The sequence below is a fragment of the Bacillus hominis genome (genome assembly GCF_018332515.1).
GTDB classification, from domain to species: Bacteria; Bacillota; Bacilli; order Bacillales; family Bacillaceae_G; genus Bacillus_A; species Bacillus_A hominis.
On record NZ_BOQD01000049.1, the window covers coordinates 37303 to 58289 of the forward strand.

Consider the following 20987-nt stretch of genomic DNA (forward strand, 5'->3'; position numbering starts at 1 on the left):
AAAAATATACATCTTTCTCAACGCAGAAAATCATATATTGGCATTGTATAATGTTAACATAGCCAAAAATAACCGTCAACGCTTTTTTGATTTTATGATATAATATCCTTTTTTCTTTTCTACAACTTCAACTTCAGAAAATACTTCTTCTAGTTTTTTCAGCGCAGATGGTGCACCTTGTTTCTTTTGAATAACAATCCACAATTCCCCACCTGAAACTAAATACTCCACAGCCTTTTCTAAAATCTCATGCACGATATCTTTACCAGCACGAATTGGAGGATTAGATAGAATAGCAGCATACTTGCCATCTACATTTTCATAGACACTACTTTGCAAAATACGTATATTTTCAATTCTGTTATTAGCGGCATTTTCTTTTGCAAGTCCCAAGGCCCTTTCATTCACATCCACCATGTGAATTTCACGATCTTGAAACTCTTTCGCTAACGACAAACCGATTGGACCGTACCCACATCCTACGTCTAACACATTACCTTTAACATCTGGCATTTGAAACGCTTCAATTAAAAGACGAGAACCAAAGTCCACTTCGTTTTTCGAGAACACCCCATGGTCAGATAAAAAAGTAAATCGAGATTCACGAAGTGTAAATTCCCATCGTTTACGATCACTTTTACTAGAAGGGTCGTTAGAAAAATAATGGTCTGCCATATGGCCACCTCTTTTCTTTACAGTTAAAAAAAAAGCTCGCATGAGAGCGAGCTTTTTTTAAAGCACCAAAAGTTAATTACTTAACTTCTACAACAGCGCCAACTTCTTCAAGTTTAGCTTTCATTTCTTCAGCTTCCTCTTTAGCAACGCCTTCTTTGATTGCTTTTGGAGTGTTGTCAACTAATTCTTTAGCTTCTTTTAAGCCAAGACCAGTGATTTCACGTACAGCTTTGATAACTTTGATTTTTTGAGCGCCAGCACTTGCAAGTACTACGTCAAATTCAGTTTGCTCAGCAGCAGCTTCACCAGCGCCACCAGCTACAGCTACAGGAGCAGCAGCAGTTACGCCGAATTCTTCCTCGATAGCTTTTACTAAGTCGTTAAGTTCTAATACAGTCATAGATTTAACTGCTTCAATGATTTGTTCTTTAGTCATTGTAAATATCCTCCCTTAAATAGGTTTGTATTGTTTTATAGATAACAAGTAATTATCTTTTAAAAAATTAAGCGCCTTGCTCTTCCTTTTGATCTGCAACTGCTTTAGTAGCAAGTGCAAGGTTACGGATTGGAGCTTGAAGAACGCTAAGAAGCATAGAAAGTAAGCCTTCACGTGATGGAAGAGTAGCGATAGCTTTAACCTCATCAAGTGTTACAAGTTTACCTTCGATTACGCCCGCTTTAATTTCTAAAGCTTCATGATTTTTAGCGAAGTCGTTTAATACTTTCGCAGGAGCAACTACATCCTCGTTACTGAACGCGATTGCGTTTGGTCCTGTTAAGAATTCGTTTAACTCAGCCATTTCAGCAGACTCTGCAGCACGACGAGTTAAAGAGTTTTTGTAAACTTTGAACTCAACGCCAGCTTCACGTAAGTTTTTACGTAATTCTGTTGCTTCAGAAACTGTTAAACCACGGTAGTCAACAACGATTGTAGATTTACTCGCACGAAGTTTGTCCGCGATTTCAGTTACAACTTGTTGTTTAGTTTCGATTACTTTGCTCATGTTATTACACCTCCTGTAGATTATATAGAAGATGTACCGAAAGTGCACTAAAAACCTCCATGCCCAACTTGTAGACATGGAGGCATATAGTCACAGAAAAAATATTCCGCTTCGTATATTAACACCTAGGTAGGAAATTAAGTCGAATCGACACCTACTGTCTACGGTACACTATTAAAATTCACAACATAAATGATTATATTAAAACTTCTTTATGAAGTCAACTTCCAATTTTTACGCAAGTGTAGAAACATCTACGCGTACGCCAGGTCCCATTGTAGAAGCAACAGTTGCGTTCTTCATGTAAGTACCTTTTGCAGCAGCTGGCTTAGCTTTTTGTAGCGTGTCAGCAATTGTTTTGAAGTTTTCTACTAATTTAGCATCTTCGAAAGATACTTTACCGATTGGAACGTGGATGTTACCAGCTTTATCAACGCGGTATTCAACTTTACCAGCTTTGATTTCGTTAACAGCTTTAGTTACATCGAAAGTAACTGTTCCAGTTTTAGGGTTTGGCATTAAACCTTTAGGTCCTAATACACGACCAAGTTTACCAACTTCACCCATCATATCAGGAGTTGCTACTACTACATCGAAATCGAACCAACCTTGTTGGATTTTACCGATGTAATCAGCATCGCCTACGAATTCAGCGCCAGCAGCTTCAGCTTCTTTTGCTTTTTCGCCTTTAGCGAATACTAATACACGTTGTACTTTACCAGTACCGTGTGGAAGAACAACTGCACCACGAATTTGTTGGTCAGCTTTCTTAGGATCAACACCTAAACGGAATGCAGCTTCTACAGTTGCATCAAATTTAGCTGTGTTTGTTTTCTTTACTAATTCTACTGCTTCTGTTGCAGAGTAAGCAGCCGCACGATCAACAAGCTTCGCAGCTTCTACGTACTTTTTACCTCTTTTAGCCATGTTTGTTTCCTCCTTGAATGTGGTTTTAGCGGAATAACCTCCCACGTTTACGCCTTCATTCCGGGAACCCCCGAGGATGTGCGCCCATCCATTTATTTAAAAACAATAATCATTTACGATAATAAAGGTTGCGAATTGGAATTCCAGACCCGCAACCTTTTTTACAAAAAACAAATCGAATTAGTCTTCGATAACGATGCCCATACTGCGTGCAGTACCTTCAACCATACGCATTGCAGCTTCTACGCTAGCAGCGTTTAGGTCAGGCATTTTAGTTTCAGCGATTTCGCGTACTTTATCACGCTTAACAGTTGCCACTTTATTACGGTTTGGTTCACCAGAACCAGACTCAATACCAGCTACTTTCTTAAGAAGAACAGCAGCAGGAGGAGTTTTAGTAATGAAAGTGAATGAACGGTCCTCAAATACCGTAATTTCAACAGGGATGATAAGACCAGCTTGATCAGCTGTACGAGCGTTAAACTCTTTACAGAAGCCCATGATGTTAACACCTGCTTGTCCTAATGCTGGACCAACCGGTGGAGCTGGATTAGCTTTACCTGCAGGAATCTGAAGTTTTACCATTTTAATTACCTTTTTAGCCACGAGACACACCTCCTTAAGTCCGTGATGTGGTCAATTGGGCAGTGATTTGCCCTCCCACTTCATATTTTATCATAATGATAAAATCTTTTTCAAAAAACGTCTCCGTTACCGAAGACGTACTGACTTAAAAGATATTATCACTTTTTACAATTCATTTCAAGTTTCATTTTATAATTTTTCAATTTGATGGAAATCAAGTTCAACCGGAGTCTCGCGACCAAACATGTCTACAAGCACGCTAACTTTTTTCTTTTCCACATCAATTTCTTCAATTGCACCTGTATAATCCGCGAATGGCCCCTCATTTACACGCACTGTTTCATGAAGTTCAAAGTCGAAATCAACCACTTCATTGTCCATTCCCATATGCTTCATGATGGTAACAACTTCCTCTTCTAACAGAGGTGAAGGTTTAGACCCAGAACCAGAAGAACCGACAAAACCAGTTACACCCGGTGTATTACGAACAACATACCAAGAATCATCAGTCATGATTAATTCTACTAATACGTAACCTGGGAACACTTTTCTTTTCATTAATTTTTCTTTACCATTTTTCATTTCTACTTCTACTTCTTCCGGGACAACAACACGGAAAATTTTATCTTGCATACCCATTGATTCTACACGTTTCTCTAGGTTTGCTTTTACTTTATTTTCATATCCAGAATAAGTATGGACAACATACCAACTTTTTTCCATTCATTTAGGACGAGCGTCCTTCCCTCCCTGACGTACATTTTTTTGCGCAAATGAAAAAACCCGTTCACCGGGCTTTTACACAGTTCTTATAAATAACATTATATCATGGATAAGTGCTTCTTATTCAAGAATTAACCAAGAATTAACCGAATTAAAGAAGAAATGCCCATATCAACTACTGCGAAGAAAATCGCAAAGAAGACAACTGTAGCGATAACAGTCGCTGTTGAGCGGAGTAATTCATCTTTTTTAGGCCAACTTACTTTTTTCATTTCGCGACCTACATCGCCGAAAAAGTTCGTTAAACGCATCTACGGGACCTCCAGTGTATTATTTATTTTGTTTCCTTATGAACTGTATGCTTATTGCATGTTTTACAAAACTTCTTTATCTCAAGTCGCTCTACTGAGCTCGTATCTTTCATCGTAGAGTAGTTTCGATTTTTACACTCTTCACATGAGAGTACAACTTTTTTCCTCATTAGTTACACCAACCTTGTAACATTATGTCCCTAAAAATGTATCATACAACAAAAGACAATGTCAATGTCATGACTTTCACTCTCTTCGCAAAAAGAAAACAGGTGAATTATTTTACACCTGCGGTATTTCCTATGAATTTAAAGTTGTACTCTCTCTCATCTCCATATATCTTTCTAATTTCCTTTTTACACGCTGTAATGCGTTATCAATAGATTTCACATGCCTGTTTAACTGTTCTGAAATTTCTTGATAGGAACGACCATCCAAGTATAAAGAGAGCACCTTTCTTTCTAAATCGCTTAATAATTCAGATATTTTTGATTCTATGTCTGTATATTCTTCCTGACTTATAATCATCTCTTCTGGATCAGTTACTTTCGATTCCGAAATAACATCTAATAGTGTTCGATCAGATTCCTCATCGTAAATTGGCTTATCTAAAGACACATACGAATTTAACGGAATATGCTTTTGCCTTGTTGCTGTTTTAATAGCGGTAATAATTTGTCGAGTGATACACAGTTCAGCAAATGCTTTGAACGAAGACAGCTTGTCCCCTTTATAATCACGAATGGCTTTAAACAATCCAATCATGCCTTCTTGAACAATATCTTCTCGATCGGCACCCACTAAGAAATAAGATCTTGATTTCGCACGAACAAAGTTCTTATATTTGTGAATTAAATATTCTAGAGCGTCAGTATTACCTTTTCGAACTAACTCAACGATTGCCTCATCCTCTAAATCACGAAATGTAACGTCGCCTACACTTACGAAGCCTGCTTCCACCTTGATCCCTCCGACCGCTATATATTTAGCAATATTATACAGTAAAAAGATAAAGAGCGTCAATGCTTCAACGCTCTCCTCGTCTTAATTTTTCTAACTTTTCTGTAATATCTTCACTAAATATCTTTCTCATGGCGGGTTGCTTGTCTTTCGTATCTTTTGTACGCCTTCTTACTTGTTGCTCCATCGCTTGCACTTCTAACTCTAATTCACGTGCAGATTTTCGAAGTGCGCCTTGCGCAAAAATAACCCATTGCTCCGTATAGTCAGAAGTCGCAACATACACTTGTGTATTTATATTTCTAAGCTCAATTGCAAGTTGTTCTATCTTTTCATCTGCAGTTTGATTCTTTCTCGTGAATATTACTTCCACCCGTGATTGTTTCATCTTTTTTTCAATACCATAGACTGTATAGGCATCAAAGACAATCATTACCCTTGTACCTGTATAGCCTTGATAATCCGCCATCTTATCAATAAGTGCATCTCTTGATGATTGTAAATCTACATCCCGCAGTTTCTTCAAGTTTCCCCAAGCCCCTATAATGTTGTAACCGTCAACGATTAAAATATCGTTCATTTTTTATTTACCAATTTCGTGACGTTTACGATATACCTCATACATTAACAAACTTGCGGCTACTGAAGCATTTAAGGATGTAACTTTACCAACCATCGGTAAAGTTATTAGGAAATCACACTTTTCACCAATAATACGACTCATACCTTTTCCTTCGCTACCAATTACTAATCCGATTGGCATATTACCATCTAAATTACGGTAATCCGTTTTCCCTTTGGCATCTGTACCAGCAATCCAAAGTCCACGTTCTTTTAATTCATCAATTGTACGCGATAAATTTGTTACACGTGCAACAGGAATATATTCAATTGCCCCAGTCGACGCTTTCGCAACTGACGCTGTAAGTCCCACTGCTCTTCTTTTTGGAATAATAATCCCATGAGCCCCTGTTGCATCTGCAGTACGCATAATAGAACCTAAGTTATGTGGATCTTCAATTTCATCTAAAATTAAGAAGAACGGATCTTCATTACGTTTTTCTGCTACTTTAAATAAATCTTCTAGCTCAGCATATTGATATGCAGCTACTTGAGCAATTACACCTTGATGATTTCCCTCAACTAATTGATCTAATTTCTTCTTCGGTGCATGTTGCAAAATAACCTTATTTTCTTTCGCTAATGCCAGTACAATCTGTACTTGCCCTTTGGCAGCACCTTCTGCGATCCAAATTTTATTAATATCTCTCCCTGATCGTAACGCTTCAATTACAGGGTTACGTCCGATAATATATTCACTACTCATGATGATGTGCTCCCTTCCTTTTCTTCTAAAACAGCAATTGCCTTATATACAATTTCGTCTAATCTTTCACGATTATTTAATAAGTGATGATAACCGATTAGAGCTTCCAACGCTGTACTATATCGGTATGTTTGTACATCCGTATTCTTCGGAACAGTACCCGAATTCGCATTGCGCCCTCTTCTTAGTACTGCCTCTTCTTCCTCTGTCAAAAATGCCGTCTCTAATAAATGATAAACAACTTTCGCCTGTGCTTTTGCCGAAACAAAGCTCGTCCCTAAGCGATGTAATTGATTAGGGCGAACTGTTCCTTTTTGAAGAAGGTGATAGCGGATATATTGTTCATATACCGCATCACCCATATATGCTAACGCTAAGCTGTTCAATTGCTTTGCATCAATCATTTTTATCCTCTTTTCCATCTTGTACCTTGAGCGGTATCTTCTAAAATAATATTACGTTCTTTTAAATCATCGCGAATTTGATCAGATAATGCGAAATCACGATTTTTACGAGCTTCAATACGCTTTTGGATAAGTGCCTCAATTTCTTCATCAAGCAATTCTTCTTGTGCTAATTCTAATCCTAAAATATCAAATAATGTTTCAAGTTGTTTCACGTATGCTCCAATTACAACTTTAGAAGTATGTTCTTCTAATAAATATTGATTTGCATGATTTGCTACGTTATATAATTCAGTAATTGCATTAGCAGTATTGAAATCATCATCCATTGCTTCTTCAAATGCAGCCTGGAATTTTTCCATTTCAGCCAACCATTTCTCATTATGATCTGTTAAATTTGCGCTACTTTCCATACGGTGCTTTAAGTTACCGTAAGCTGTTTTAATTCTTTCTAGCCCGTTATTCGTACTTTGTAATAACTCTTCACTAAAGTTAATCGGATGACGGTAATGTACTGATAACATAAAGAATCTAATTAACTGTGGATCATATTGCTTAATGATATCGTGAACTAAAATGAAGTTTCCAAGTGACTTAGACATCTTCTCATTATCAATATTAATATATCCATTATGCATCCAGTAACGTGCAAATGTTTTTCCTGTCAACGCCTCGGACTGTGCAATTTCATTCTCATGATGAGGAAATGCCAAATCTTGACCGCCAGCATGAATATCAATTGTATCCCCTAGGTACTTACGTGCCATCGCTGAGCATTCAATATGCCACCCTGGACGTCCTTTCCCCCAAGGGCTTTCCCAGAAGATCTCCCCTTCTTTCGCAGCTTTCCACAAAGCAAAATCAAGAGGATCTTGTTTCTTTTCTCCTACTTCAATACGTGCACCGTGACGTAAATCAGCGATTGGCTGATGCGATAATTTACCGTAACCTTCGAATTCTTTCGTTCTAAAGTATACATCACCTTCTGATTCATATGCATACCCTTTATTCACAAGTTCTTGAATAAATTCAATAATGATATCCATATTCTCTGTCACACGCGGATGAACCGTTGCATGTTTGCAACCTAGTGCTGTTACATCTTCAAAGTAAGCTTCAACAAAACGATCTGCAATTGTTGGCACATCTTCACCTAATTCATTTGCCGCCTTAATTAATTTATCATCCACGTCGGTGAAGTTAGATACATACTGCACATCATATCCTTTATATTCTAAGTAACGGCGTACTGTATCAAATACCATAGGTGGTCTCGCATTCCCAATGTGAATGTAGTTATATACTGTAGGTCCGCACACATACATCTTTACCTTATTTTCTTCTAATGGCATAAACTCTTCTTTTTGACGCGTTAACGTATTATAAATGTGAATAGTCATTTTTATCCTTCCTTTCTACTTTTACTTCGAGTTGCTTTCTCAATTTATCAAGTTCTACTTCCATAACCTTTAATTTATCAAAAATCGGATCCGGAAGATCAGAATGATTTAATTCTTGGCCAATCTTTACTCCATTTTGAATAACGACTCGGCCAGGTATACCTACAACTGTAGAATGCGCAGGAACTTCCTTTAACACGACAGATCCTGCTCCAATTTTAGAATTCTCTCCAACAGTAATAGAACCTAGTACTTTAGCACCTGTTGCAATTAATACATTATCCTGAATTGTAGGATGCCTTTTTCCTTTTTCTTTACCTGTACCACCTAATGTGACACCTTGATAAATTGTTACGTTTTCGCCAATTTCACACGTTTCGCCAATTACAACCCCCATTCCATGATCAATGAAAAAACGACGACCAATAGTTGCTCCTGGGTGAATCTCAATGCCAGTAAAAAAACGACTAACCTGCGAAATCCAACGTGCCACAAAGAAAAAGTTCCTTTTATAAAAAGCATGTGCAATTCGATGGGCCCAAACTGCATGTAATCCAGAGTAAGTTAAAATGACTTCGAAATAACTTCGTGCCGCTGGATCCTGTTCAAAAACGACTTCAATATCTTCCCGAAGCCTCTTAAACATCGATGTTCCCTCCCCTTTATGGGCTGCTTTTTTCGAGTGAACTAACTCCCCTAACTCTCCACTTACCCCTAAATCTTTATACAAGGGGATAAAACTTATACTCACACCCATTTACATGGTATAAAAAAAAGACGCCTCTGTCATATAGACAGAGACGCCTTATAAGCGCGGTTCCACTCTGTTTAGGCTAAAGAAGCCTCAAACTCATCCATGATAACGGTTTACACCGCTTCTGTTTACTTTGCGCCCTAAGGCGTCCCGCGAAATACTTCGCTGTTCAACAGAAGACTCGAAGGGGCATTTCAAAAATCCGCTTATAAACCACTCCCAGCCTAAAGGTGGTTCTCTCTGTAAAAAGCCTGATTTTCTACTTCTCCTTCTCGTCGCTTTTTCTTATTAGATTTTAGGTATACTTATTATATTTCTAAACCTAGAAAATGTTAACCAATTACTTTTTGAATACGATTTAAAACTTTTTCTTTTCCAAGAAGTGCAATGGCGTTAGGAAGCTCTGGACCGTGTGTTTGTCCAGTAGTTGCAACACGGATTGGCATAAATAAATTTTTACCTTTATGTCCTGTTTCCTTTTGAACTGCTTTAATAGCCGCCTTAACTGCTGCTGGCTCCATTTCTTCTAGAGCTTCTAATTGATTGGCAAATGTACGAAGCACTTCAGGTACTTGTTCACCTTTCAATACTTCTTGTCCCTCTTCTTCATGATCGACATGATCTTTAAAGAACATTTCAGAAAGCTCTACAATTTCAGCTCCAAAGCTCATTTGGTCATGATATAAAGCAATTACATCACGAACCCAAGCTTGTTCTTGTTCGCTTAAGTTTTCACCTACGCGGCCCGCTTTAACTAAATGCGGTAAGCTTAATGTAACAACAGCATCTAAATCTTGTTTTTTCATATATTGGTTGTTCATCCATTTTAGTTTTTGAGAATCGAATAATGCAGGTGATTTCGATAAACGGGCTGCATCAAACATTTTGATAAACTCATCTTTAGAGAAAATTTCTTCCTCTCCCACTGGTGACCAACCTAGTAATGCGATAAAGTTAAAGATTGCTTCTGGAAGATATCCAAGCTCTTTATATTGTTCAATAAATTGAATAATAGACTCATCACGCTTACTTAGCTTTTTACGGCTTTCATTTACAATTAAAGTCATATGACCGAATTGCGGGATATCCCATCCGAAAGCTTCATAAATCATCATTTGTTTTGGTGTATTAGAAATATGATCATCACCACGAAGTACGTGTGTAATCTCCATTAAGTGATCATCTACTGCTACCGCAAAGTTATAAGTTGGAATTCCATCTTTTTTCACGATAACGAAATCGCCAAAATCATTTGAATGGAATGCAACTTCATCTTTTACGATATCTTTAAACGTGTAGTCGCTATCAGCTGGTACACGGAAGCGAATACTTGGAATACGGCCTTCAGCCTCAAATCCTTTAGTTTGCTCCTCAGTTAAATCACGGTGGTTTCCTGCATAACGTGGTGTTTCACCACGAGCAATTTGCCCTTCACGTTCTGCTTCTAGCTCTTCTTCTGTCATATAACATTTGTAAGCTAAACCACGCTCTAATAAATCTAGATATAATTTTTTATAAATATCTAAACGCTCTGTTTGACGATATGGTCCAAATTCACCACCAACATCAACACCTTCATCCCAGTCCATACCGAGCCATTTCAAGTATTTTAATTGGCTTTCTTCTCCACCAGCAACATTACGTTTCACATCAGTATCTTCAATACGAATAATAAACTTGCCATCTTGATGACGAGCAAATAAATAATTAAATAATGCCGTACGCGCATTTCCGATATGTAAGTGTCCTGTTGGACTTGGCGCATAGCGCACTCTCACTTGCTTTTCCATAATTGGTACACCTTCCATTCTTAATGTCTACACATTCTATAATTGTACAACAAAAAAATGTGATTATCCATCTTACGAATTAAAAACCATTATTTTTTCTGTAATAATACCACTGCTTGAGATGCAATTCCTTCTTCTCTTCCTGTAAAGCCTAATTTTTCTGTCGTTGTTGCCTTTACATTAACGTTGTCGACAGAAGTTTCTAGCAGCTCACTAATACGTTTACGCATACTTTCAATATGAGGTGCCATCTTTGGCTTCTGAGCAATAATTGTACAATCTAGGTTCCCTAGCTCGTAACCTTGTTCACGCACAAATTCCCAAACCTTTTGTAATAATAAAGCTGAATCTGCATCTTTAAAAGCAGGATCTGTATCAGGAAAATGCTTTCCAATATCCCCTGCTGCAATTGCCCCTAAACATGCATCAGCAATCGTATGTAACAATACGTCCGCATCCGAGTGACCGATTAGTCCTTTCTCATGAGGAATTGTAATTCCACCAATAATTAACGGTCTACCTTCCGCAAATTCATGTACATCAAAACCTTGTCCAATTCGAAACATTCTTTACATCCTCCTCAAGCTAAACTACTGAGCTTTATGACTCTATATTATATCGCTATCCCTATAAAGAAAAGCCCGGCCGTTGCCGAGCTTTTCTTTACTATAATGCCATCACTTCTATTTCTTCTGAACATGAAGGAAACTTTCAGCAATTAATAAATCCTCTGGGGTCGTCACTTTAATATTATAGTAACTCCCATCTACTACACCTACTTGCTTTCCGATACGTTCTACGAGGCTTGCATCATCTGTACCAAGAAAACAGCTCTGTTTTGCACTTCTATGAGCTTCTAACAAAAGAGAAACAGAGAACCCCTGCGGTGTTTGTACAGCCTTAAGCTGAGATCGTTCTACCGTTTCGACAACAACACCCTGCTCTACTTTCTTAACCGTATCCTTTACTGGCACTGCACAAATGGAGGCTCCATATTTTTCTGCTGCAGTTAATACATCTTGAATCACTTTAGTCGTTACAAATGGGCGTGCCCCATCATGCACAAGAACATATTCAACATTACTCGCATGCTGAATCGCGTTATATACGCTATCTTGTCTTTCAGCTCCGCCTTGAATAAAGTGTAATGGCTTTTCAATCGGATACTTCTGTAGTAATTCCTCAAAATACGGGCGTTCTTCTTCGTTAATTGCCATAATAATACTTTTGCATGCTCTATCTTTTTCAAAAGCACGTAATGTATGCACAATAATCGGTACTTCATTTATAAGTAAGAATAACTTATTTTTGTCAGCACCCATCCGTTTTCCTTGTCCCGCTGCTGGAATAATTAATGTATACATATTAATAATCCTCTACTTATAATGCTTTTTCTAATAATTTACGTTTTGCGAAAATCATACGACCAGCCGATGTTTGCAACACACTTGTAACAAGTACATTTAGTTGCGAACCAACATATTCTCTACCATCTTCTACTACAATCATCGTGCCATCATCTAAGTATGCAACACCTTGATTTTGCTCTTTACCATCTTTTACAACATAAACACTTAGTTCTTCGCCAGGGAGTACCACTGGTTTAATTGCATTTGCTAAATCATTAATATTTAACACTGTTACTCCTTGTAATTCAGAAACTTTGTTTAAGTTGAAATCATTTGTTACAACAGTTCCACCAGTGACTTTCGCTAACTTTACAAGCTTGCTATCCACTTCTTGGATATCCTCAAAATCGCCTTCATAAATTTCTACCGGAATTGGCATCTCTTTTTGAATACGATTCAAAATGTCTAATCCTCTGCGACCACGATTACGCTTTAACGCATCAGAAGAATCGGCAATATGCTGAAGCTCTTCTAATACGAATTGTGGAATCACAATTGTTCCTTCTAAAAACTTCGTTTGGCAAATATCTGCAATACGTCCATCAATAATTACACTCGTATCGAGAATTTTCCAATGAGCTGTAGATTTTTCCACCTCTAACTCTTCGTTCTCACTATTGCTTTTCTTCTTACCTCCGCGCTGGGGTAATGTAAATAATCCTAACAATTCATTTCTCTTTTTAAACCCTACTTGGAATCCTAAATAACCAAGTAAAAGTGTAAAGAACACTTGTAATACTGTACTAATGACTGGAATCGTGAATTCACGAATTGGTATCAAAATTAAATATGCAACAATAAGACCAGAGATCAACCCTAATGTACCAAATAAAACATCTGCTACAGGTGCCTTTACAAGGGCTTCTTCGATATGCTTAATAAGTTGGACAATATAATCTACAAGCCAAAATGTTGTTAAAAATAAAATAATTGCACCAATAATTGCACGAACATAAGACCCTTCCAACCAAGGAACAGCGCCGATGTCCATTACATTAATAACTTTTGGAATTAAGAAAATCCCTAATGCTCCCCCGATCACTAAAAAGAAGAGCTGTACGATCCGTTTTAACATCCAACCACCTCCTACTCATTATTAACCATTGTTTCACTAATCAAAACGCCGAATGCAAAAGCGGATGTGTTTTTTTGTAAATAGTTTTATTTACCAATATACCATATCATATAACAAAAATGTTCTAGTGTCGTTATATTATGGAATCAATGTAATATTCTTAATTGTGTCTACTCATATAGAGATGCTCTTGAATTCTTTTTAAACCTTCTCGTATTTTCTTCGCCCTGACTTCCCCAATTCCTTCCACATCGTCCAATTCATTAATAGTTGCACGACAAACACCTTGTAACGTTTTAAATCGATTAATTAAATTTTCAATGATAAGTGGTGGAACACGAGAAATTTTGCTTGTGATTCGATATCCTCTCGGCGTCACACTTTCTTCTAAGCTCATTTGTCCTGGATAGCCCAGCAGTTTAACTAAATCACTATCCTCTAGAAGTTGTGTATTTGCAAGATCTTGTAACTTTTTCAAAATTTGATGGTGATCTTGCGTTTTTTCTTGATAATAATCTTTAATTAATAGCGCTGCCTCTGCTTCTAAGTCAGCTAGTAATTCTGTAAGTTGTAAACGAATTAATCTTCCTTCTGTTCCTAACTCATGAATATAGCTCAATATTTCATTTTTTATACGCAGTACCATTTCAACACTATGTAAAACGTGAACTACCTCGGACATTGTAACAACCTCTTCAAATTCTAGAATGCCCAAATTCGTAATACCATCATTCCATACGGCCTTATATTTTTCCAACGTTTGAATAGCTTGGTTTGCCTTCGTTAAAATAACCCCTATATCCTTTAGTGTATAACGTAAGCTCCCTTGATATAGTGTAATTACGTTACGTCTTTGTGAAATGGCAACAACAAGGCTACCCGTCTGCTTCGCTACACGCTCCGCCGTTCGGTGACGCATACCTGTTTCAATAGAATCAATAGATGCCTCTGGAACTAATTGTGCGTTCGCAATCAAAATTTTGCTCCCTGTTTCATTTAAAATAAGCGCCCCATCCATTTTTGCTAATTCATATAAACTAGCAGGTGAGAATGCGCAATTAATGTGAAATCCTCCATCAACAATACTTTTAATCTGCTCATTATATCCAAGAACAATTAATCCTCCTGTTTGCGCACGAAGTACGTTATCTATCCCTTCGCGCAGTGGCGTTCCTGGAGCAACGAGCTGTAAAATATTAATCATACTTTTGACACGTTGCTTGTTTTCTTCCATAGCCTAGCCTCCTAATGTCAAACGAAGCGCTTCTCCTAGATTAGAAACACCTACTACCTCAATCCCATCCGGAATTGTCCAACCCCCTAAATTTTTTCTAGGGATAATAGCACGTTGAAATCCTAACTTAGCTGCTTCTTGTACACGTTGTTCGATTCTTGATACTCTTCTTATTTCTCCAGTTAGTCCTACTTCTCCTATCACCGCATCGGTTGGTGCAGTAGCTTTATCTCTGAAACTTGAAGCAATACTTAAGGCGACAGCTAAATCGATTGCTGGTTCATCTAATTTCAAACCACCCGCGACTTTTAAATATGCGTCTTGATTTTGCAACAATAAACCTGTTCTTTTTTCTAGCACTGCCATAATAAGTGAAACGCGGTTATGATCAATTCCAGTCGCCATTCTTCGAGGATTTCCAAAACTAGTAGGGGAGATTAATGCTTGGATTTCTACTAGAACCGGTCTTGTTCCTTCCATTGAAGCAACCACTGTGGACCCTGCAACTCCAACTGGCCTTTCCTCAAGGAAAATTTCAGAAGGGTTTAGTACTTCTGCAAGACCTAGTTCCTTCATTTCAAAGATACCCATTTCATTTGTGGAACCAAAACGGTTCTTCACAGCTCGCAAAATACGATATGTATGGTGACGATCTCCTTCAAAGTAAAGAACTGCATCGACCATATGTTCCAGCATGCGTGGTCCTGCAATTGCTCCTTCTTTTGTCACATGTCCAACGATAAAAATAGGAATCCCTTTCGTCTTTGCAAGTTTCATTAATTCCGCTGTACATTCACGTACTTGCGCCACACTTCCAGGTGCTGACGTCACTTCAGGTAAATGTATCGTTTGAATGGAGTCAATAACAACAAAAGCTGGGTTCATCTCTTCAATGTGCGCTGCAATTCGCTGTAAATCAGTCTCTGCTACAACAAATAGATTACTACCCTTTACATGCAAACGATCTGCACGAAGTTTAATCTGCTTTGCTGACTCCTCACCTGATATGTATAGTACATCATATGAAGAATCTGCTAATTGCGATGAAATTTGTAATAACAATGTTGATTTCCCAATCCCAGGGTCTCCACCAATAAGTACTAAAGATCCATCTACAATCCCGCCACCAAGTACACGGTTAAACTCTTGAAATTTCGTTTCAATACGCGCCTCAGACTTTGTTTCTACCTCCGTTAAGCGTCTTGGTTTTGTTACTTCTGATTGAATTGCATTGGCATAATTAAGGCGTCTTGATGATACAACTGGTTCCATCTCTTCAACAAGCGTATTCCATTGACCACATCCAGGACATTTCCCCATATATTTTGGCGATTGATAACCACATTCTTGACATGTAAATTTTGTTTTCTTTTTAGCCATATCTTTTATAGTTCACTTCACTTTCATCTACAAACGTTTATCCTTCTCGTACAAGAAAGAGGGCTATCGCGTAGCCCTCTTTGTTTGTCTATACTTATTTTACCTTTTCCGCACTATGAATGACAAATGATTCTCCTTCTACATCAAAGATAACTTTTTGTCCTTTCTCAATAGCACCTTTTAACAGTTCTTCTGATAGTCTATCTTCTACATGTTTCTGAATTGCCCTACGAAGCGGACGAGCACCGTACTCACGATCAAATCCTTTATCAGCAATAGCTGAAATTGCCCCTTCTGTTAAGTGCAATTCAATTTCTTGTTCTTTTAAGCGATTCACTAACTGATTCACCATAAGTGTTACAATCTCTTGAATATGTTTTTTCTCAAGCATATGGAACACGATAATTTCATCAATACGGTTTAAGAATTCTGGACGAAATGCTTTTTTCAATTCATCCATTACTTTACCTTTCATATCTGAATAATCGCGGCTCTCATCTTGTACGTTAAATCCAAGATGTTTATTACGTTTTAATGCGTCTGCACCAACATTAGACGTCATAATAACAATTGTATTACGGAAATCAACTGTACGTCCTTTAGAATCTGTTAAACGACCATCTTCTAATACTTGTAGTAAAATATTAAACACATCAGGATGAGCTTTCTCTACTTCATCTAATAAGACAACTGAATATGGCTTACGACGAACTTTCTCTGTTAATTGTCCACCTTCTTCATATCCAACATATCCTGGGGGAGATCCAACTAAACGAGAAGTAGAATGCTTTTCCATGTACTCAGACATATCAATGCGGATCATTGCATCTTCATCACCGAACATAGATTCTGCTAATGCCCTCGCTAGTTCTGTTTTACCTACACCAGTCGGTCCTAGGAAAATAAATGAACCAATTGGACGTTTCGGGTCTTTTAATCCCGCTCTCGCACGACGAACAGCTTTTGCCACAGCTACAACTGCTTCATCCTGCCCAATCAAACGATCATGTAAAATTGATTCCAAGTTTAATAATTTATCTGTCTCTGTTTGTGCAAGTTTAGAAACCGGAATACGTGTCCATGTAGAAACGACATTTGCAATATCTTCTACTGTTACTTCCGAGTTTTCTTGTCCTTGTTTCTCTTTCCACTGACGCTTCGTATCTTCTAACTTTTCACGTAAACGTTGTTCCATATCACGTAAGGAAGCAGCTTTTTCAAATTCTTGGCTTTGTACAGCTGCATCTTTTTCTTTTCTAATTTCCTCAAGCTTCACTTCAAGCTCTTTTAAGTTTGGCGGTGTTGTATAAGAACGTAAGCGCACTTTTGATGCAGCCTCATCAATTAAATCGATTGCTTTATCAGGTAAAAAACGGTCTGTAATGTAACGATCTGAAAGTTTTACAGCCGCATCGATTGCATCATCTGTAATAGATACGCGGTGATGCGCCTCGTAACGGTCACGTAAACCTTTTAAAATTTGAACTGATTCTTCTAAGTTTGGTTCATCAACATGAATTGGTTGGAAACGTCTTTCTAATGCCGCATCCTTTTCAATATATTTACGATATTCGTCTAAAGTTGTTGCACCAATACATTGTAATTCACCACGTGCTAAAGATGGTTTTAAAATATTCGATGCATCAATTGCACCTTCCGCCCCACCTGCACCAATTAACGTATGAAGCTCATCAATAAATAGAATGATGTTACCAGCTTGGCGAATCTCATCCATCACTTTCTTTAAACGATCCTCAAATTCACCACGATATTTTGTTCCAGCAACAACTGTACCCATATCTAATGTCATAACACGCTTATCTCTTAAAGTTTCAGGAACTTCATTATTTACAATTTGCTGTGCTAATCCTTCCGCAATTGCTGTCTTACCTACACCAGGTTCTCCAATTAATACTGGATTGTTTTTTGTTCTACGGCTTAACACTTCAATTACACGTTGAATTTCTTTACTACGTCCAATAACAGGATCTAAACGATTTTCACGTGCAACAACTGTTAAATCACGTGCTAGACTGTCAAGTGTAGGTGTATTCGCATTTGTCGATGAACCACCTTGGTGACCTGAACTAGCTTCATTACTTCCAAGGAGTTGTAACACTTGTTGTCTTGCTTTATTTAGGCTTACACCTAAATTATTTAAAACGCGTGCTGCTACACCTTCACCTTCACGGATTAAACCAAGTAAAATATGTTCTGTTCCAACGTAGGAATGACCTAATTTACGAGCTTCGTCCATAGACAACTCAATAACTTTTTTAGCACGAGGTGTGTAATGTACTGTTTGAGAAGCTTCCGTTCCCCGTCCAATTAATGCTTCTACCTCTTTTTGAACTTTCTCTGGACTTAATCCAAGAGCAATTAACGCTTTTGCTGCAATTCCTTCACCTTCGCGTACAAGCCCAAGTAAAATATGTTCTGTTCCAATATTATTATGCCCAATGCGAATTGCTTCCTCTTGAGATAAAGCTAATACTTTCTGTGCTCGTTCTGTAAATCTTCCAAACATCATAGAAATCGCCTCCTACTTGCGCTTAATTTTGTTCAATTCGTAATCGCTCACGGATTAAAGTTGCTCTTCGATAATCTCTTTCTTCTGGTCCTAGAGGTCCTCCTGCATATTGTTGCAAAATGCCCGGCTGAGTAAGAACCATTAACTCAGTTAAAATATTTCTCGATATACCTTGTATATATCCTAAGTCAATACCAAGTCGTACATCTGATAAGCAAGTGGCTGCTTCTGCAGATTGAATTAAACGACTGTTAGCTAGTATTCCGTAAGAACGATATACTTTATCTTCAAGCTCAATACTTGAATTTTGTACAATTAATTCTCTAGCCATTTTTTCTTGATGAATGATCTGTTGAATGACACTCTTTAAATCTGCAATAATATCTTCTTCTGATTTCCCTAGTGTCATTTGATTTGACACTTGAAATATATTACCTAACGCTTCGCTACCTTCACCGTATATTCCTCTTACTACTAACCCTAATTTTTGAATTACTTGTATAATACGGTTAATTCTTTTCGTTAAAACCAGTCCCGGCAAATGAATCATTACCGAAGCCCTTAATCCTGTACCGACGTTAGTGGGGCAACTCGTAATATATCCAAGCGATTCATCAAAAGCATATTCAACCTGTTCCTCGATCCAATTATCTATTTGATTGGCACTTTGAAGCGCCTCTGATAACTGCAAACCTGAAAACAGGCACTGAATCCTAACATGATCCTCTTCATTAAGCATGATACTTATATGTTCACTTTCTGATAGTAGGCATGCTCCGTATTCTGTTCCTGCAAGATTTGGACTAATTAAATGCTTCTCAACTAAAACCCTCCTTTGAAGAGGATTTAATTCATTCATTTTTAATAGTTCAAACGCCCCAAAAGGTTCTACAGGTTTATTTATAAAATTCTTCTTAAATAACTCATGAATCTGTTTAGCTTCTTCCTCGTTTTGCATAGTAGAGAATTGATATTTTTTAAAATTACGAGCCAAACGAATTCGACTACTTAAAACAATATCAGAATCAGGGCCATCCCCCTTCATCCATGGACTAATCGCTTCATTCATAATTCTGTCCAGTGACATAGAACTATTCCCCCTCTCTATGCTCACTAAGCTGATTTTCAAGACCTCGAATTTTATCTCGTACTTCAGCTGCTTTCTCAAATTCCTCTTTCTGTACATATTGTTTCAGATTGAGTTTTAGTTCATCTAATTCTTTCTTTAAGTAGATATTTCCTTCTATACGTTCAGGAATTTTTCCACAATGTTCTGTATGCCCACCGTGAAGACGTTTTAACAATGGTTTTAAATGCCCCTTAAATGTATCGTAACAAGAAGCACATCCAAAGCGTCCCACTTTTGTAAATTGTTCATATGTCATCTTACAATTCGGACATCTTGATATATTTGTATTTGAAAATGCATCTTGCCCTTCTTCAAACATTGCTGGTTCACTATGCAATAATCCGGCTAATAGGTCATGAAATGAAAAATTAGACTGCGGTGATTGAAAGAAAGACGTATAGCCACTTTGTTCTGCACATTGCTCGCAAAGATGAACTTCCGCCTTTTTTTCGTTGATTACTTTTGTATAATGTAAAGTTGCTGGTCTTATATTACAGTTTTGACAAGTCATCGCTATCTCCCACCTTTACAACAGGAACGATCTATCTCATGATACTTTTCATACATTACTAGATTGTTCTCTTTTCTTAATCCATTTAGTAAAAGCACATGTCATCTTTCAAAATTCCTACAATATTAAACTGCATTATCTTAGTTATCATTCTTAACAAAAGTTATATTTATTTATATTTCAGTGTTCTTAACATTGCGCATAATATTCGAGCCCTAAGTTCATCTCGAGAAGGAACATCCATTAATAATACAGAACGATCTAGTACGCTTAGCATAAGTTTAGCTTCACGATTTGTTATAATACCCTCTTCTATTAAACGTATAATCATGCTTTCTGCATTTCCTTGCGCAACACTATGATCAATCATATGAAGCATTTGATCAATAATGTCTATATCGTCATGCAATTTGACTTTTATAATGCGAATGTAACCCCCTCCACCTCGTTTACTTTCTACTACAAATCCTCTTTCTAGCGTAAAACGGGTATTGATTACATAGTTGATTTGAGACGGCACACAATCGAATTGATCAGCGATCTCATTCCTCTTGATTTCAATCACATTATTATTGCTTAAGTCAATAACTTGCTTTAGATATTTCTCAATGATATCAGATATATTTCTCATCTATCCGCCACCTTTATTGACTTTGACTATCTTTGACTTTAATTATATACGTATTAAAAAAATTTGCAACTCTTTTGCTTATTCACTATCCTAGCCACATTTCCCAGTCTTTAATCAAAAGGACGATTCTTTAAGTAAAGATTTTTTAAATTACTATGAATTATACAAAAAAACACGAAAAAACACGAGTCAAATGACTCGTGTTTTAGTTGCTTGGCGACGTCCTAC

24 protein-coding genes and 2 other annotated features are annotated in these 20987 nt (G+C 37.4%); all 24 genes read right to left on the bottom strand.

Annotated features, from left to right (window positions below):
• Positions 1–75 precede the first annotated feature (75 nt).
• Positions 76–675 (bottom strand): class I SAM-dependent methyltransferase, encoded by a 600-nt coding sequence (locus KI356_RS07205; RefSeq protein WP_002204576.1) that lies wholly within the window; start codon positions 673–675, stop codon positions 76–78.
• A 76-nt stretch (positions 676–751) separates the two neighbouring features.
• On the bottom strand, positions 752–1111 hold the full coding sequence (gene rplL / locus KI356_RS07210; protein WP_128283402.1) for a 50S ribosomal protein L7/L12: 360 nt from the start codon (positions 1109–1111) through the stop codon (positions 752–754).
• Between the two features lie 67 nt (positions 1112–1178).
• Entirely contained in the window at positions 1179–1679 is a 501-nt protein-coding gene (rplJ, locus tag KI356_RS07215) for a 50S ribosomal protein L10 (protein ID WP_002115299.1), read from the bottom strand.
• A gap of 39 nt (positions 1680–1718) precedes the next feature.
• Positions 1719–1864 (bottom strand) — a sequence feature (ribosomal protein L10 leader region).
• 49 nt (positions 1865–1913) lie between these two features.
• A complete protein-coding gene (gene rplA / locus KI356_RS07220; protein ID WP_002074134.1) occupies positions 1914–2606 on the bottom strand; it encodes a 50S ribosomal protein L1 in 693 nt (230 codons plus the stop codon).
• Between the two features lie 180 nt (positions 2607–2786).
• Complete coding sequence (rplK, locus tag KI356_RS07225; protein WP_001085872.1) at positions 2787–3212, bottom strand: 50S ribosomal protein L11; 426 nt, start codon at positions 3210–3212, stop codon at positions 2787–2789.
• Positions 3213–3380: 168 nt separating this feature from the next.
• On the bottom strand, positions 3381–3914 hold the full coding sequence (nusG, locus tag KI356_RS07230; protein ID WP_000415794.1) for a transcription termination/antitermination protein NusG: 534 nt from the start codon (positions 3912–3914) through the stop codon (positions 3381–3383).
• 131 nt (positions 3915–4045) lie between these two features.
• The gene (secE, locus tag KI356_RS07235) at positions 4046–4225 is read right to left on the bottom strand and encodes a preprotein translocase subunit SecE (RefSeq protein ID WP_001241321.1); all 180 of its coding nucleotides are present in this window, start codon (positions 4223–4225) and stop codon (positions 4046–4048) included.
• A gap of 23 nt (positions 4226–4248) precedes the next feature.
• Entirely contained in the window at positions 4249–4395 is a 147-nt protein-coding gene (rpmG, locus tag KI356_RS07240) for a 50S ribosomal protein L33 (RefSeq protein ID WP_012260172.1), read from the bottom strand.
• Positions 4396–4525: 130 nt separating this feature from the next.
• Complete coding sequence (locus KI356_RS07245; protein ID WP_002009799.1) at positions 4526–5185, bottom strand: RNA polymerase factor sigma-70; 660 nt, start codon at positions 5183–5185, stop codon at positions 4526–4528.
• A 67-nt stretch (positions 5186–5252) separates the two neighbouring features.
• Positions 5253–5765 (bottom strand): NYN domain-containing protein, encoded by a 513-nt coding sequence (locus KI356_RS07250; protein ID WP_128283401.1) that lies wholly within the window; start codon positions 5763–5765, stop codon positions 5253–5255.
• A gap of 3 nt (positions 5766–5768) precedes the next feature.
• Entirely contained in the window at positions 5769–6512 is a 744-nt protein-coding gene (gene rlmB, locus KI356_RS07255) for a 23S rRNA (guanosine(2251)-2'-O)-methyltransferase RlmB (protein WP_212935126.1), read from the bottom strand.
• The gene (locus KI356_RS07260) at positions 6509–6916 is read right to left on the bottom strand and encodes a Mini-ribonuclease 3 (RefSeq protein ID WP_000564269.1); all 408 of its coding nucleotides are present in this window, start codon (positions 6914–6916) and stop codon (positions 6509–6511) included. The genes rlmB and KI356_RS07260 overlap by 4 nt, the downstream gene beginning before the upstream one ends.
• A 2-nt stretch (positions 6917–6918) precedes the next feature.
• Positions 6919–8316: a cysteine--tRNA ligase gene (gene cysS / locus KI356_RS07265; protein ID WP_212935127.1), complete on the bottom strand. Its 1398-nt coding sequence runs from the start codon at positions 8314–8316 to the stop codon at positions 6919–6921.
• Positions 8297–8962, bottom strand: a complete 666-nt coding sequence (gene cysE / locus KI356_RS07270; protein ID WP_212935128.1) for a serine O-acetyltransferase — start codon at positions 8960–8962, stop codon at positions 8297–8299. Before cysE ends, cysS begins: the two co-directional genes overlap by 20 nt.
• A 147-nt stretch (positions 8963–9109) precedes the next feature.
• Positions 9110–9355 (bottom strand) — a binding site (T-box leader).
• A gap of 47 nt (positions 9356–9402) precedes the next feature.
• Positions 9403–10860, bottom strand: a complete 1458-nt coding sequence (gene gltX / locus KI356_RS07275) for a glutamate--tRNA ligase (protein WP_002115288.1) — start codon at positions 10858–10860, stop codon at positions 9403–9405.
• Positions 10861–10949: 89 nt separating this feature from the next.
• Positions 10950–11426, bottom strand: a complete 477-nt coding sequence (gene ispF, locus KI356_RS07280; RefSeq protein WP_002115287.1) for a 2-C-methyl-D-erythritol 2,4-cyclodiphosphate synthase — start codon at positions 11424–11426, stop codon at positions 10950–10952.
• Between the two features lie 117 nt (positions 11427–11543).
• The gene (ispD, locus tag KI356_RS07285; RefSeq protein ID WP_128283398.1) at positions 11544–12224 is read right to left on the bottom strand and encodes a 2-C-methyl-D-erythritol 4-phosphate cytidylyltransferase; all 681 of its coding nucleotides are present in this window, start codon (positions 12222–12224) and stop codon (positions 11544–11546) included.
• A gap of 16 nt (positions 12225–12240) precedes the next feature.
• On the bottom strand, positions 12241–13344 hold the full coding sequence (locus tag KI356_RS07290) for a PIN/TRAM domain-containing protein (RefSeq protein ID WP_128283397.1): 1104 nt from the start codon (positions 13342–13344) through the stop codon (positions 12241–12243).
• Positions 13345–13504: 160 nt separating this feature from the next.
• Positions 13505–14578, bottom strand: coding sequence for a DNA integrity scanning diadenylate cyclase DisA (gene disA, locus KI356_RS07295; protein WP_212935129.1), 1074 nt, complete (start codon positions 14576–14578; stop codon positions 13505–13507).
• Positions 14579–14581: 3 nt separating this feature from the next.
• Positions 14582–15958 (bottom strand): DNA repair protein RadA, encoded by a 1377-nt coding sequence (gene radA, locus KI356_RS07300; protein WP_002115283.1) that lies wholly within the window; start codon positions 15956–15958, stop codon positions 14582–14584.
• A gap of 94 nt (positions 15959–16052) precedes the next feature.
• Positions 16053–18488: an ATP-dependent protease ATP-binding subunit ClpC gene (gene clpC / locus KI356_RS07305; RefSeq protein WP_002115282.1), complete on the bottom strand. Its 2436-nt coding sequence runs from the start codon at positions 18486–18488 to the stop codon at positions 16053–16055.
• A 22-nt stretch (positions 18489–18510) separates the two neighbouring features.
• Positions 18511–19575, bottom strand: a complete 1065-nt coding sequence (gene mcsB / locus KI356_RS07310; RefSeq protein ID WP_212935130.1) for a protein-arginine kinase McsB — start codon at positions 19573–19575, stop codon at positions 18511–18513.
• Positions 19576–19579: 4 nt separating this feature from the next.
• Complete coding sequence (gene mcsA / locus KI356_RS07315; protein WP_128283394.1) at positions 19580–20128, bottom strand: protein-arginine kinase activator protein McsA; 549 nt, start codon at positions 20126–20128, stop codon at positions 19580–19582.
• A gap of 169 nt (positions 20129–20297) precedes the next feature.
• Complete coding sequence (gene ctsR / locus KI356_RS07320; RefSeq protein ID WP_128283393.1) at positions 20298–20759, bottom strand: transcriptional regulator CtsR; 462 nt, start codon at positions 20757–20759, stop codon at positions 20298–20300.
• Positions 20760–20987 lie beyond the last annotated feature (228 nt).